Origin of the sequence: Pseudomonas sp. B1(2018) (assembly GCF_003097365.1) — a bacterium.
Taxonomy (GTDB): Bacteria; Pseudomonadota; Gammaproteobacteria; order Pseudomonadales; family Pseudomonadaceae; genus Aquipseudomonas; species Aquipseudomonas laurylsulfatiphila.
In genome coordinates this window covers 277,240-291,195 of record NZ_PYUK01000003.1, presented here as the reverse complement: position 1 = coordinate 291,195, position 13,956 = coordinate 277,240, and the positions used below count along the sequence as shown (strand labels likewise).

At 61.5% G+C, this 13,956-nt stretch carries 14 protein-coding genes; 5 read left to right on the top strand and 9 right to left on the bottom strand.

Going from position 1 to position 13,956, the window contains the following annotated elements; all coding sequences use genetic code 11:
- Positions 1–11 precede the first annotated feature (11 nt).
- Positions 12–509: a transcription elongation factor GreB gene (greB, locus tag C9422_RS06460; protein WP_007973570.1), complete on the top strand. Its 498-nt coding sequence runs from the start codon at positions 12–14 to the stop codon at positions 507–509.
- A 3-nt stretch (positions 510–512) separates the two neighbouring features.
- Here the strand turns inward: greB and C9422_RS06455 are convergent, their stop codons facing one another.
- The 3 genes from C9422_RS06455 to C9422_RS06445 form a co-directional block, all read right to left on the bottom strand.
- Positions 513–821, bottom strand: a complete 309-nt coding sequence (locus C9422_RS06455) for a hypothetical protein (RefSeq protein ID WP_007973571.1) — start codon at positions 819–821, stop codon at positions 513–515.
- Between the two features lie 248 nt (positions 822–1,069).
- Complete coding sequence (locus C9422_RS06450) at positions 1,070–1,504, bottom strand: DoxX family protein (RefSeq protein WP_116580061.1); 435 nt, start codon at positions 1,502–1,504, stop codon at positions 1,070–1,072.
- A gap of 103 nt (positions 1,505–1,607) precedes the next feature.
- Entirely contained in the window at positions 1,608–3,029 is a 1,422-nt protein-coding gene (locus C9422_RS06445; RefSeq protein WP_116580060.1) for a transglycosylase SLT domain-containing protein, read from the bottom strand.
- 224 nt (positions 3,030–3,253) lie between these two features.
- Here C9422_RS06445 and C9422_RS06440 point away from each other — a divergent pair, with 224 nt between their 5' ends.
- The 3 genes from C9422_RS06440 (at position 3,254) to C9422_RS06430 (ending at position 6,310) form a co-directional block, all read left to right on the top strand.
- Positions 3,254–4,069 (top strand): TatD family hydrolase, encoded by an 816-nt coding sequence (locus C9422_RS06440; protein WP_116580059.1) that lies wholly within the window; start codon positions 3,254–3,256, stop codon positions 4,067–4,069.
- Between the two features lie 190 nt (positions 4,070–4,259).
- Complete coding sequence (locus C9422_RS06435) at positions 4,260–5,741, top strand: methyl-accepting chemotaxis protein (protein WP_116580058.1); 1,482 nt, start codon at positions 4,260–4,262, stop codon at positions 5,739–5,741.
- 203 nt (positions 5,742–5,944) lie between these two features.
- Positions 5,945–6,310, top strand: coding sequence for an Mpo1-like protein (locus C9422_RS06430; RefSeq protein ID WP_007973582.1), 366 nt, complete (start codon positions 5,945–5,947; stop codon positions 6,308–6,310).
- A gap of 1 nt (position 6,311) precedes the next feature.
- On the opposite strand, the gene C9422_RS06425 is transcribed toward C9422_RS06430, so the two are convergent.
- The 3 genes from C9422_RS06425 to C9422_RS06410 form a co-directional block, all read right to left on the bottom strand.
- Complete coding sequence (locus tag C9422_RS06425; RefSeq protein ID WP_116580057.1) at positions 6,312–7,109, bottom strand: acyl-CoA thioesterase II; 798 nt, start codon at positions 7,107–7,109, stop codon at positions 6,312–6,314.
- Positions 7,110–7,341: 232 nt separating this feature from the next.
- Positions 7,342–8,100 carry a CHAD domain-containing protein gene (locus C9422_RS06415; protein WP_116580056.1) on the bottom strand — a complete coding sequence of 253 codons (759 nt, stop codon included), beginning with the start codon at positions 8,098–8,100 and terminating at the stop codon, positions 7,342–7,344.
- A 100-nt stretch (positions 8,101–8,200) separates the two neighbouring features.
- On the bottom strand, positions 8,201–8,479 hold the full coding sequence (locus C9422_RS06410) for a hypothetical protein (protein WP_104448937.1): 279 nt from the start codon (positions 8,477–8,479) through the stop codon (positions 8,201–8,203).
- Between the two features lie 221 nt (positions 8,480–8,700).
- Between C9422_RS06410 and C9422_RS06405 the strand changes: the two genes are divergently transcribed.
- Complete coding sequence (locus tag C9422_RS06405) at positions 8,701–9,738, top strand: patatin-like phospholipase family protein (RefSeq protein ID WP_116580055.1); 1,038 nt, start codon at positions 8,701–8,703, stop codon at positions 9,736–9,738.
- Positions 9,739–9,881: 143 nt separating this feature from the next.
- On the opposite strand, the gene C9422_RS06400 is transcribed toward C9422_RS06405, so the two are convergent.
- The 3 genes from C9422_RS06400 to kdpC form a co-directional block, all read right to left on the bottom strand.
- On the bottom strand, positions 9,882–10,571 hold the full coding sequence (locus C9422_RS06400; RefSeq protein ID WP_116580054.1) for a response regulator: 690 nt from the start codon (positions 10,569–10,571) through the stop codon (positions 9,882–9,884).
- A gap of 48 nt (positions 10,572–10,619) precedes the next feature.
- The gene (locus C9422_RS06395) at positions 10,620–13,271 is read right to left on the bottom strand and encodes a sensor histidine kinase KdpD (protein ID WP_116580053.1); all 2,652 of its coding nucleotides are present in this window, start codon (positions 13,269–13,271) and stop codon (positions 10,620–10,622) included.
- Positions 13,272–13,394: 123 nt separating this feature from the next.
- Positions 13,395–13,940, bottom strand: a complete 546-nt coding sequence (kdpC, locus tag C9422_RS06390) for a potassium-transporting ATPase subunit KdpC (protein WP_116580133.1) — start codon at positions 13,938–13,940, stop codon at positions 13,395–13,397.
- Positions 13,941–13,956: the final 16 nt, after the last annotated feature.

The window sequence follows — 13,956 nt, the reverse complement described above, 5'->3', positions numbered from 1 at the left end:
AAGAAGTTGCCATGAGCCGTTACCGCCCTCCCCGCACCGCCGGCACCGCGCTGATCACCCCCGAGGGTGAAGCGCGGATGCGCGCCGAATTCCATGAGCTGTGGCATGTGCGTCGCCCCCAGGTGACCCAGGCGGTCAGCGAAGCCGCGGCACAGGGTGACCGCTCGGAGAACGCCGAGTACACCTACGGCAAAAAGATGCTGCGAGAGATCGACAGCCGCGTGCGCTTTCTCACCAAACGCCTGGAAGCGCTCAAGGTTGTCAGCGAAAAACCCAGCGATCCGAACAAGGTGTATTTCGGCGCCTGGGTCACGATCGAGGACGAGGATGGCAAGGAGTCGCGCTACCGCATTGTCGGACCGGATGAACTGGACCTCAAACAAGGCCTGATCAGCATTGACTCGCCATTGGCCCGAGCCCTGATCGGCAAGGCACTGGACGCCGAAGTCCGGGTCCAGACACCGACCGGTGAGCAGTGTGTTTATATCGTGGCGATCGACTACCCGTAAAACTCAAGGGCGGGTGATCAGCCCTTGCCGGGCAACGCGGGTCAGTTGCCTGATTACCTCGGGAGCGTCTTCGAGGCTGGGAGATTGAATCACTGCCAGATCAAAACTGTCGTCGGCGAAACGCGCGAGCGACTCACCGTCTTCGACAAACTGGATCAGAAAGGCAGCGGGACCGCCGGTACGACGTGGCCAGCCATCGAGATAACGCAAGAGCGTCGGCTGATGTTTGCCGCCAAGCAGGATTTTTGGATTGCGCTGGGTGAGATGTGCCGTGATCGGCGCGGGACGTACAACCGGGTTTAGTGCATTCATTGTGTCGTGTCTCTGCCTCAAAAGTCTGCATGGCAGGTGAGAGGCAACACCGAACCAGCGCTTTAGCGGTATTTCGAAGCCTGTTTCGGCTTCTATCGGCAACTGGATGAGTCACCTGGCGCCCCGCAAGTAGCTGTTTAAATCGGCGCATGAGCAACATCCTAGAGAAGCTGACTGGACAGTGTCAAGAATGACGCTCAACAAAAAAGGCCCGCACGATGCGGGCCTTTTTTGTTGAGCCAGAGCGGTCAACCGGCGATGACACGGTCCGCCGAGAGTTTGCCCGCACCTTCGATCAATACCGCGATACTGCCACCGAGCAGGGCCAGGGCGAATTCATAACCATTGTTGGCCATGAACAGACCGTTGCTGATGTGCACCGAGAAAATCGCGACCAGCGACAGGAAGATCAAGCCCAATGCAGCCGGGCGAACCAGCAAGCCGATGATCAATGCCAGGCCGGCGAAGAATTCGGTGCCGCCCGCCAGTGCCGCCATCAGGTAACCCGGCGTCAGTCCGAGGCTTTCCATGTACTGTGCGGTTCCGGCCAGACCATGACCACCGAATGCCCCGAAGAGTTTTTGCGAGCCGTGAGCGGCGAAAATTATGCCGACCACGATGCGCAGAACGGTCAGGCCGTAACCGGCGCGGGTAAACAATACCTTGTTGATCATAGTGCTCATGCTGTTTCTATCCTTGTCAGTGTGTGGGGGTTGGGCGCCATATTAATCAATAAATCACATGTTAAAAGCGGAAAAAACCCACCATTAAAATCAAATTAGTTGATCATTTGCGAGAAACAACCTTTTGTCCCTGAGGCTCCAACGACTCCCGCTCCCGATCGAACGCCAGGTAATACTTGTTCACGCTATTAACATAGCTGACGGGCCCCATACCCACCTGCTCCATGGCCACGCGTTCGACCTGGAAGAACCACTGGTTGGGATTCAAGCCTCGCCGCCGGGCTTCGGTGCGCATGCCCTGAACCCGCTCCGGCCCGATGTTGTAGGCCGCCAGCACGAAGGCCATGCGTTCGCGTTCGTTGAGTTTCGGGCTGGCAAAGAACTTGCGCCGGATCATCGCCAGGTACTTGGCCCCGGCCTGCACATTGCCGTCTACGTCCTGAATATTGCTGACTCCCACCCGCTGCGCCGCAGAAGGGGTGATCTGCATCAGGCCGGTCGGGCTGCCGCCACTGCGGGCGGTGGGCTGCAACGCTGACTCCTTGAAGGCCAGTGCCGCCAGGTTCAGCCAGTCCATGCCCTGGGCATCGGCGTGTTTCTGCAGCACCGGGCGGAGTTTTTCCAGGCGCTGGCGGTCCGCCTTGGCCAGTGGATAGTGCACTTGATAGAGACGACGATAGATGCGCAGGAATGCAGCGTCCTGATCCGACGGTTTTTTGTAGACGGTGAGGAAGCGATCAATGCTGGCCCGCAGCATCGACGCATCGCGGCGCACGAACCAGAACTCTTCGCCCGGCTCACTGATGACAACCTGCTTGTCGAAACGCAGCTTGGGCAGGATCTTGCCCCAGCGTTCGGCAATCGGTTGCTCGACGATGGTCAGGTGAAAGATTCCGCCCTGGACCATCTCCAGTACGTCCTCGACGGCAAGGCTCGGATCGACCCACTCGATGTTGACCGGCGGCAGCTTGTGCAGGGCGAGCTTTTGATTGATCTGGCTGATGGCATCCCCGGCGGCGCTGCCGGCGGGTAGCGCCAGGGTCTTGCCGGAGAGCTGTTCAAGCCGGGTGTAGCGGCGTTCGCCCTTGATGCCCACCAGGACCAGCGGGATGTTGCTGGCAATCGGCTCACTGCTGCTGACGGCGAAGCCCGGTTGCAGGTCGAGCAACTCACCTGGCGCCACCAGATCGCCCTCCCCGCGCTGCAAGGCGCCAAGCAGTTGATCCTTGGCCTTGGGAATGATCTTGAGGGTGATTTCCTGACCGTCACGGGCGTGGCCGTTGAGGTATTGCTCGAATGCTCTCAGGCGATGGTATTCAACCCCGATCGCCTGCCCCTGGACTTCGCCGGAACTGTTGCGGCTCTGGTTGACCAGCACCCGCAGCACACGACTGCTGCGAATCTGCGCCAGGTCGCGCACCTCGCTGGCCGGTACGGCTTGCAGCGGCCCGGGCAGACGCGCGACCGCCGTCATCGGCAGTAGCAGCGAACAGCACAGCAGTAGCAAAACCGAGGGACGAATCATCCACTCTCCGGAAAGAATATGAGGCCGCTTCAATGACGCGCGGCGACAAAAACAGGGCGCCCAGGGCGCTGACAACGCACGAAAGACTGGCACAATGATGGCAAAACTACCAACCCAGCCAGGTCCGAGGCTCAAGAGACAGCGTTAACCTGTTGTAGTTCTTGGCTTTTCTTATAAATCCACGGCTCTGATATGCTTTCCGGCCTTTGAGCCGAGGTAGCACCATGCAACTCATCGATATCGGCGTCAACCTGACCAACGCCAGTTTTGCCGACAAACACCAGGCCGTTCTCGATCGCGCCTACGCGGCCGGCGTGTGCCAACTGGTGCTGACGGGCACCAGCGTCGAGGGCAGTGAACAGGCCCTTGAGTTGTGCCGGCAACTGGACGCAAGCAATCAGCGCCTGTTTGCCACCGCCGGTATTCACCCTCACTGCGCCAGCGACTGGAACGCCGACAGCGCCCGCCGTCTGCGCAGCTTGCTCAACGAGCCGAATGTGGTGGCCGTGGGTGAATGCGGGCTGGATTTCAACCGTGATTTCTCGCCGCGCCCGCAGCAGGAAAAGGTCCTCGAAGAACATCTGGCCTTGGCCGTCGAATTGCAGCTGCCGGTTTTTCTGCACGAGCGTGACGCCAGCCAGCGTTTGCTGGAGATCCTGCGCGACTTCCGCGACCAATTGCCGGCCGCGGTGGTGCACTGCTTCACCGGGGAGCAGAAGGCACTGTTCAGCTACCTCGATCTCGACCTGCACATTGGCATTACCGGCTGGATCTGCGACGAACGCCGGGGCACGCATTTGCATCCGCTGGTCAAGGAGATCAAGCGCGGACGCCTGATGCTCGAAAGCGATGCACCGTACCTGCTGCCGCGCAGCCTGCGCCCCAAGCCGAAAAACGGGCGAAACGAGCCGGCGTACCTGACCGAAGTATTGCGCGAAGTGGCACTGCATCGCGGGGAAAGCCAGGAGGAACTGGCGGCGCACACCACAGCCTGTGCACGCGCGTTTTATGGCCTGCCATTGATCTCCTGTTCACCATAAATCCCTGTGGGAGCGAGCTTGCTCGCGATGGCGGCAACACATTCGGTACGGATGTGACTGACAAACCGCAATCGCGAGCAAGCTCGCTCCCACAGGTTTGAAATTGATCTGCATCAAGAACCAGCCACCTGAGTAGCGGCACAATAATGGCACCTTGCCAAAACTGTTTCCGCTATCAGAGAAGACCTCCATGGGTGCCTGGATTAGCAATATCTCGCTGAAATACAAGTTCTGGGCGGTCAACGCCGTCGCGTTCGTCACCACCCTGTTGCTGGTGCTGTACGCGGTGCAGCTTGAACAGCAGGCTCGTAGTCACGCGGCCCAGGCTTCGGCCCAGGCCCAGGCGCGATTGCTCGAAGCCTGGCCCGTCGGGCAACCGCTGCCCCACGCCGACAACCTGCTGGTGTTCAGCCGCGGGCAAGCCCCCACGCTCAATGAGCGCCCCGTGCAAGAACTGGCCGACGCCAATGGCTGGGTCGAGATCAACCCGATGCCATTGTTCGGTGACAACCCGTTGATGGGTGCCGAAGTGTTCGCGCGCGCCGACGGGCAGCGGGTCGCCGTAATCGCCCAGGGTCCAAGCCTGAGCCAGGTGTTCAGCGAGCGCTTCGCCCACTACGCGGTGGCGGTGTTCATCCTGATGCTGGCCATGCTCGGCGCATCGCAGTTGTTGATCCGTTTCCTGCTCAGCCAGCTCAACACCTTGAAAGACGTCATGTTGCACGTGGAGAAAACCGGCGACCTGTCGGCCCGCGTGCCATTGGCTTGCAGCGACGAAGTCGGGCAGATGGCCAACGCCTTCAACGCCATGCAGGCCGGTTATCAACGGGTGGTCAACACCGTCGCCAGCACCGCCCGGCAACTGGACACCGGCGCTGCACGGCTGGCGGCGAGCATGAATGAAGTGCGCCACGGCATGCTCGGTCAGCAAAGCGAAACCGACCAGGCCGCCACGGCGATCAATGAAATGACCGCCACGGTCTATCACATCGCCCAGCACGCGGGCGCCACCCGCGACCTTTCGCAATCGGCCGATACCCTGGCCGGTAGTGGGCAGGAAGTGGTGACGCGGGTGCAGCGCTCGATTGCCGGGCTGTCCACCGGCGTGCAGCAGACCGCCGAGATGATTCAACGCCTGGCCGAGGACAGCCAGAAGATCAACGGCGTGGTCAACGTGATTCACAGCATCGCCGAACAGACCAACCTGCTGGCGCTCAACGCCGCCATCGAAGCGGCCCGGGCCGGCGAGATGGGGCGCGGCTTTGCGGTAGTCGCCGATGAAGTACGTAACCTGGCCAAACGCGTGCAAACCTCCACGGATGAAATCACGATCATGGTCTCGGCGTTGCAGGCCGGGACGCGGGACGCCGTGGATTTCATGCAAGAGAGCTCGTTCAAGGCCGATGATTGCGTACGACAAGCGCAAGAGGCCGGCGCGGCCCTGGCCGAAATTACCGGCGCAGTGGCACAGATGCGTGAAAGCAACACGCAGATCGCCGTGGCGGCCGAGCAGCAGAGCCAGGTAGCGGAAGAGATGAACCGGGCGGTGGTGAGCATCCGTGACGTGACTGAGAACACGGTGCAGCAGACGGTGTCTTCGGCGACGACCAGCAATGAACTGGCGGCGCTGGCCGGAGAGTTGAGCAAGGCGATAGGTCAGCTCAAACTCTGAGGGCCCTTTCGCGAGCAGGCTCGCTCCCACAGTTGAAATGCATGCCCCTGTGGGAGCGAGCCTGCTCGCGAAGGCGTCAGTCGAACCCACATCAAACTTGAACATGACGCCTATCAAGCCAATAGCCAGCCTTGATTCGCCGCCGGCATTGACCGGGCCTATTCTTCATTACATGTGTTCAACATGGATCGAGGATCAGCATCATGGGCAAACGTCACCCCAACCTTCCCGCCTGGCAATGGCGAGCGTACCCGAACAATCATCAGCACCCGACCAATCTGGTGTTGCACCTGATCGCGGTGCCGCTGTTCATCGTGGCATTTCTGCTGATCGTATCCGGGGTCTTCAGCCTGAGCCTGGCCAACATCGCCATTGGCGTGATCGGCGTGATTGCAGCGCTGGCCCTGCAACGCCACGGCCACAGCATGGAGACGCAAGCCGCCGAGCCGTTCAGTGACCGCAAGGATGCAATATCGCGCCTGTTGGTCGAGCAGTTTCTGACCTTTCCGCGGTTCTTCCTCAGTGGTGGCTGGTGGCGCGCCTGGCGTGAGCGCCACCGTCGTCACTGAATCAGGCGAACACCGTCACCGTCTGCCGGCTCATGGCGATCAACCGGCCATCGGCGCTCCACATTTTCGCGGCGGCATGGCCGTAACCATCCGCGGCGTGCTCGGTCTCGACGAGGTATTTGCACCAGTCCAGGGTGGTCAACTCCAGCAGCGGTTGCACGAACTCGATGGTCCAGGTCAGCGTGCTGCCCATCGCCGGCTTCTTCAAAAACGGCATCAGGGCCGGCGGCCAGGCGTCCACCAGTGCGAGGATATGCGCCTCGCCGATGGCCTCTTCCTTGACATCGCCGCGCAAGCGCACCCAACCACCCATTTGCCGCGATGTGCTACCACTGAACGGCAGCCCGCCAACACTCCAGCGCATCGCCAGGTGCCGCATGAACTCCGGAATGACGCCTTCGACAAAAGGCAATTCCTGGCACTCGTCCCAGTGCTTCATTTCAGGTGCCGGTTCAGCGGCCACGGCCACTACCGAAGGGCGTGAAGCGCCGAAACTCCCCTGGATCAACGTCACCACCTGGCCCTTCTGCATCACCCGACCCAACACCTGGCTGACCGCCTTGCCTTCGCGCAATACGTCGACTTCAAAGCTGACTGGAACCTCAGGCTCAACCGGGCCGACAAAGGTGATCGCCAATGAGCGCACCGGGCGATCCGCCGGCACCCGGGCACGCATGGCTTCGTACTGCATAGCCGCCACCACGCCACCGAAACTGGCGCGCCCCTGGCCCCAGGAGGCCGGAATGGACATCTCCAGCGGCTGGCTACGGACAGCGTCAAGCAGTTCGGAAAAACGCATGAAAACCTCAGGGATCGGAAAAAGATGAAGGGATCTTAACCAGCCAGCGATGGCTATACAGCACCCATTCCGGCCAAATTGACTGACAGATGAGCCGTGCAGGTTTCATGTCGAACATAAAACCCTGTGGGAGCGGGCTTGCTCGCGAAGAGGCCCTCAGCCCTGACATTGATGGTGACTGACAAACCGTCTTCGCGAGCAAGCCCGCTCCCACATTTGTTCGGTGGTGTTCTCAGGATTTAAAACAATCGCGACTGAGTTTTTCCAGCACCCGGTCTGCACACTGTTCAGCCTCGGCCATAGTGGCTTTCCACACTGCAACACAGGGCTGCAAATCCGCCTCCTGCTCAGCCATGGCCAGCCATTGCACGCAATCGTGCCAGTCGCCCAGTGCGCCCTGGGCCGATTTCAATCGGGGCATGGCCGCTTTCGGCAAACGGTCCAGCTCGGGGTAAGCGTCGATGCCATAGCGTACGCGCTTGATCAGCAGGCGTAGCCGATGACGGTCGTGGGCCGGGTCGTGCAGTGCTTCGTCGAGTTTTTTCCACTGTTTGCCCAGGCGTTTTTCGATGCGCTTGCGCAGGCCCTTGAGCAATCCCTGGCGCTGGGCAGCGCGCAGAAAACGCGGAAACGCATCGAGGACGATCAGCAATTGTGCGAGCTCGGGACTGGTCGCCACGGCCGGATAGGCTTCGGCCATTTGCGCCATGCGCCACTGTGCAGCTCGGGGTTGACCGTGCTCAAGCAGGTACGCCGCCAGCACTTCGCGATCACGCAACGGCGTGGTCAGATCGCCCACCCGTGAGGCGGCCGCTTCCAGTTGTTCGACACCGGGTAATCCTTGCAAGGGTCGCAACAGGCTGCGTAACCGACGCATGGTGGTGCGCAGATCGTGTAAAGCTTCAGGGTCGGTACGCTCTTTCAAGCGGGCCTGACAGGCCAGCAGACGAACTTCCAGGCCCAGGACATGAGCCACCAGCCGATCGATCATGGGGGGTTACTCCGTAAACAGCGCCAGGCTGCAAGCTGCGAGCTGCAAGCCCGAAGAGTCTTGCAACTCGTAGCTTAGAGGCTGCAGCTGCTTTTTGCCTTCAACGCCCCGCGCGCGACTCACGAATATAGAAACGAGCCTTCTCGGCCTTGTGGGTGCAGCCTTCGAACCCTTCGAATTGCTGCTGGGTCTTGGCCGCGGTCAACAGCGACAGGGCCTTGGAGTAGCTGACGGTCCCGGCGAAACCTTCGGCTTTAGCCAGGTCCAGTTCATGCCATGCCGCATCCAGGTTACTTCCGCAACTGTCGCGATAGGCGGTTTTGCCGGCACAACCGGCGAGCGCCAGGGCAATCAATGGCACGCAGATCCAGGCTTTCATCACTTACTCCTCAAAAATAGGTCAACAGTCATGCAGGTAAGACGGTGTGGCAGCTGAAAAGTGCCGTTGGTCCGCAGTGCGAACTATAGCGCTGACGCGAACAACCCTGTGCCACCATGGAGTGTCGAAAATACGACGCTCTTGTCCCCTCGAACGACCATGACGATTGAAGCATGCCCCTCGATGGGTGCATTGTTGAAGCATTCAAACGAGGGCGATTCATGAAAAAGCGTGTCGCACTGGTATTAGGCTCGGGTGGAGCCCGAGGTTACGCACATATTGGGGTCATTGAAGAGATCGAACGGCGCGGCTATGACATTGCCTGTATCGCCGGTTGCTCCATGGGCGCGGTGGTGGGCGGGATCTATGCCGCCGGCAAACTCAACGATTACCGCGACTGGATCGAGAGCCTGGATTATCTCGACGTGTTGCGCCTGGTGGACGTCAGTTTTCGACTGGGGGCGATTCGTGGCGAGAAGGTGTTCGGGCAGATTCGCAAGATCGTCGGCGAAATCAACATCGAAGACTTGCGCATCCCCTATACCGCCGTTGCCGCCGACCTGACCAACCAGCAGGAAATCTGGTTCCAGGAAGGTTGCCTGCACCAGGCGATGCGCGCCTCGGCAGCGATTCCCAGCCTGTTCACCCCGGTGATGCAGGGCAACCGCATGCTGGTCGATGGCGGCATTCTCAACCCGCTGCCGATCGTGCCCGTGGTGTCGAGCCATTGCGACCTGATCATCGCGGTCAACCTCAACTCCACCAACCAACGCCACTATCAATTGCCGGTGATCCAGCGCCCTGCCGCGTTCAAGACCCGCTTCGACAACCTGATCAGCTCTGTCGGCTCGAAGTTGCCGTTCCGGCGTAAACAGGCGGAGCAATTGTTGATCCTGGAGCAGGAAGCGTTGAAAGCCGAAGGGGCGGATTTCAATCCGTGGATCGAGTCCGCCGAACCCGAAGCCCAGCAACCCGCTGCTGCTCCGGAAGCCAGTGGCGCGCCCCGCTCCGCCACCGGCTCGTTCATCATCGATAACGTCGGACCGGCGTCCTTGCTCGATTTGATCAACCAGAGTTTCGAGGTGATGCAGACGTCGCTGGCGCAGTACAAGATTGCCGGGTATCCGCCGGACATCCTGATCAACGTGCCCAAGCGCGTGTGCCGGTTTTTCGAGTTCTACAAGGCGCCGGAGCTGATCGCGCTGGGACGGGAGATTGCGCGGGATACGCTGGATCGGTATGAGAATGAGCAGAATTGAAAGCCTGAAAGTTCTCGATTGAATGTAATGCCCTCTTCGCGAGCAAGCCCGCTCCCACAGTGAATCTTTGGTGTACACAAAATCCCATGTGGGAGCGGGCTCGCTCGCGAAAGCGCCAGATCTGTCACCACAAAATTTCAAAACTACTCACTCAACAACCGATACCCCACCCCCGCCTCGGTCACGATGAATCTTGGCTGGGTCGGGTCATCCGCCAGTTTCTGGCGCAAGTGCCCGACCACGATGCGCAGGTAGTGAGTGTCTTCGGTGTGCGTCGGCCCCCAGATGTCCTTGAGCAATTGCTGCTGGGTGATCACCCGCCCGGGATGCCGAGCCAGTTGCGCCAGCACGGCGTATTCCTTGCGAGTCAAGGCGACTTCGTTACCGTCGAGCAGCACCCGGCGATACGCCAGGTCGACCGTCAAAGGACCGAAGTTCAGCGCCGCTGGCTGGGCTTCGCCCACGGGCACCTGGCGCAGCAACGCACGAATCCGCGCCAGGAATTCCTGGATGCCGAACGGCTTGGTCACGTAGTCATTGGCGCCGCCATCCAGGGCCTCGACTTTCTGCCCTTCACCGGCGCGCACGGAGAGCACCAGCACCGGCACCGTCGACCACTCGCGAAAATCGCGCAATACCTGCTGGCCGTCCATGTCCGGCAAGCCGAGGTCGAGCACCAGCAAGTCCGGTTTGTTCAATGCTGCCTGGGCCAGGCCTTCACTGCCCGTGCCGGCCTCCAGCACTTTGTAGCCCTGTGAAGCAAGGCTGATGCGCAGGAATTTGCGGATCTGCGGTTCGTCGTCGATGACCAGGATGGTCGCGGTCTGGCTCATGAGTTCACATCAACACAAAGAAGTGGCAAGAGATTAGCGCAAGCAGGATCAGGCTTCACTCTCGTATCCCGGCTGAGCCTGTAGCGGCAGGTGCAACGTGATGCAGGTGCCACGCCCCTCGATGCCGTCGGCGACGCTGATGCGCCCGCCATGGGCACCAACCATGCCCTGACAGATCGCCAGCCCCAGCCCGGTCCCCTGCCCACCCCGATCACCTCGTGCCGCGGTGTAGAACATGTCGAAAATCTTCGCCCGATCCTCCTCCGGAATCCCCGGGCCTTCATCGCTGACCGAAAAGAACAGCTCACCGTCGTCGGCCCCGGCGCGCAATTGCAAACGCCCGTGGGGCGGCGAAAACCGCGCGGCGTTTTCCAGCACGTTGACCAATGCCTGTTCGATCAGCGCGGCGTGCACATACAGCAGCGGTAACTCGGCCGGCACGTCGGTGCTGACTTGCAGCGGCGCAAGGACTGCGCGCAGGCGATTGAGCGCACTGCCGACGATATCGGCCGGTGACACCCAGTCCCGCGCCAGCTTCAAGGCGCCGTGGCCGAGGCGGGTCATGTCGAGCAGATTCTGGATATAACGATCAAGACGCTCGGCTTCATCGCGGGTGCCTTCGAGCAGTTCACGCCGATCCTCCAGCGGGATCGCTTCTCCCAGGGCCAGCAGGCTATCGATACTGCCGCGCATGGACGTCAAGGGAGTGCGTAAATCGTGGGACACCGAAGCCAGCAAGGCACTGCGCAACTGCTCGGTTTCACCGTGCAGCCGCGCCGCTTCCAGATCATCGGCCAGTTGCGCCCGGGCCAGCGCCTGGGCCAGCGGCTGGCTCAGCGCGGTCAACAAACGACGGCGCTGGCCGCTCAGGGTCTGGCCTTCCTTGGCGCACACGCCAAGCAGCGCGAGCGGGCCGTCCTCGACCGATAACGGCCACCACCACCAGCGGCCGAACGGCAAGGTGCCGGTGCCCGCACCTGCCGGTTGATCGTGCTGCCAGGCCCAATCGGCGGCGGCGCGCTCAGCCTCGCTAAACTCCAGCGGGCCACCGATTTCGACTTTCCAGCCGCTCTGCCCGTCGCGATTGAGCAGACACAGTTGCACATCGCTCCAACCGTTGAGGTGCTGGGCGGCCGCACTGACCACGGCCTGGCGGTCGGTGGCGGCCGTCAGTTTGCGTGACAGGTCGAGCAATTCAGTGGTCTCTTCCTGGGTATCGCGCAGGGCCTGCAATTGCCTGCGCTGGCGCGCCGCGAGGTTGCCGGTGAGGGCTGCCATCAGCAGGAAAAACAGCAAGGTCAGCACGTCTTCTTCGCGCTGGATGCTGAAAGAAAAAGTCGGTGGAATGAACAGGAAGTCATAGGTCAGAAACGACAGCGCCGCACAGGCCAGCGCCGGCCCGAGACTGCTGCGCACCGCCACCAGCAGCACGGCGGCGAGGAACACCAGTGAAATATTGGGCAGTGGCAGGACACTCGCCACGGCCCAGGCCAGGGCGCTGGCCAGAACCGTCGCGACCACGGCCAGCGCGTAGTCGAACCAGACCAGTGACCCCACCGACCGCTGATGGGGTTGATGCTGTTCGTGATCGCTATCGAGAACGTTGATTTCCAGTCCGCGCGCATTGCGCAGCAGCCGCGCCGCCAACCCGCCACCGAACAGGCGGCGGCGCAATCTCGGCCGGGACTGACCCACCAGCACCAGGCTGGCGCGACGTTCGGCGGCATGCTGGATCAGGGTTTTCGCCACCTCACCGGCGCGCAGCAACACCACTTCACCGCCCAGGCGTTCGGCCAGTTGCTGGGCGCTCTGCAGGCGCAGGCGGGACTGTTCGTCACGCACTCGACCGTTGTCCACGTGCACCAGGCTCCAGGGCAGGTGCCGCCGTTGGGCCACGCGACTGGCATGCCGTACCAGACGCTCGGCCTGGGCATCGCCGTCCACCCCTACCAGCAAACGCCCGCGCACCGCTGGTGCCGCTTGTCCGAGTTGGCGATAGCCCAGGGCCAGATCGTTATCGACCTGAGCCGCCGCGGTTTGCATCGCCAATTCGCGCAGGGCTGTCAGGTTGGTCTGGGAAAAGAACGCGTCAATGGCCGCTCGCGCCTGCTCCGGCACATAGACCTTGCCATCGCGCAGGCGCTCGAGCAGTTCCCGTGGCGGCAAGTCGATCAGCAGCAGTTCGTAGGCTTCTTGCAGCACCCAGTCCGGCAAGGTTTCACGGACCTGCACGCCGGTGATGCCACGCACCTGATCGTTGAGGCTTTCCAGGTGCTGGACGTTGACTGTCGTGTAGACATCGATGCCGGCGGCGAGCAGTTCCTGAATGTCCTGCCAGCGTTTTTCGTGACGGCTGCCGGGTGCGTTGGTGTGCGCCAGCTCGTCGACCAGCACCAGTTTCGGTTTGGCTTTGATCAGCCCGTCCAGGTCCATTTCTTCGAGCAACACACCACGGTATTCCGAGCGCACCAACGGCTGCTGCGGCAAGCCGCTGAGCAGTACTTCGGTTTCGGCGCGGCCGTGGGTTTCGACGACGCCGGCAATGACCTTTACCCCTTGGCGCAACTGAGTGTGGGCCGCCTGGAGCATGGCGTAGGTCTTGCCGACTCCGGGCGCGGCGCCGAGAAATACCTTGAGCCGGCCACGGCCATCGCGGGGCAGGTCTGCTAACAGCGCGTCGGCGCGGCCGGAGTTGCTCATCTGTAATTGCCTTGTTTGACTTTGAATTGGGGGGTGTTGCCTTTAAAGATCGCAGCCTTCGGCAGCTCCTACAGGGGTTGGCGTGGATCCTGTAGGAGCTGGCGAAGCCTGCGATCTTTTGATCTACAGCTTTTCCAGCGCCAGATTCAACTCAAGCACATTCACCACCGGCGGGCCTACCAATGGCTGTTCGATGTGCGCGTCCAGCAGCTGTTGCAGTGACGCGACCGGCAAATTGCGCGCCGCCGCGACACGCGCCAGTTGATAGGCAATCGCCGCCGGTGGCAAGTGCGGATCGAGACCGCTGCCCGAGGTCGTGACCAACGCCAACGGCACCGGCCCCTGGCCGGGCACCAGCAGCTTGCCGGCTTCGTCGATCACCCGCGTGGCCAGGGCCGGGTTGCTCGGCGACAGGTTGCTGGCGCTGCTCGATACGGTGGCAAAGGCACCGGCCGAAGGACGCGGGTGGAACCAGGCGTCGCCGACGAAATCCTGGGCGATCAGCGAGGAACCGCGGACCTTGCCTTCGGCATCGCGCACCAGGCTGCCGTTGGCCTGATCCGGGAACGCGACCTGGGCCACGCCTGTGACCACCAGTGGATAGGCGACGCCGGTGATCAGCGTCATCAGGACCAACAGGCTCAGGGCCGGGCGTATCAATGTGGACATTTCAAAATCCTCGAAT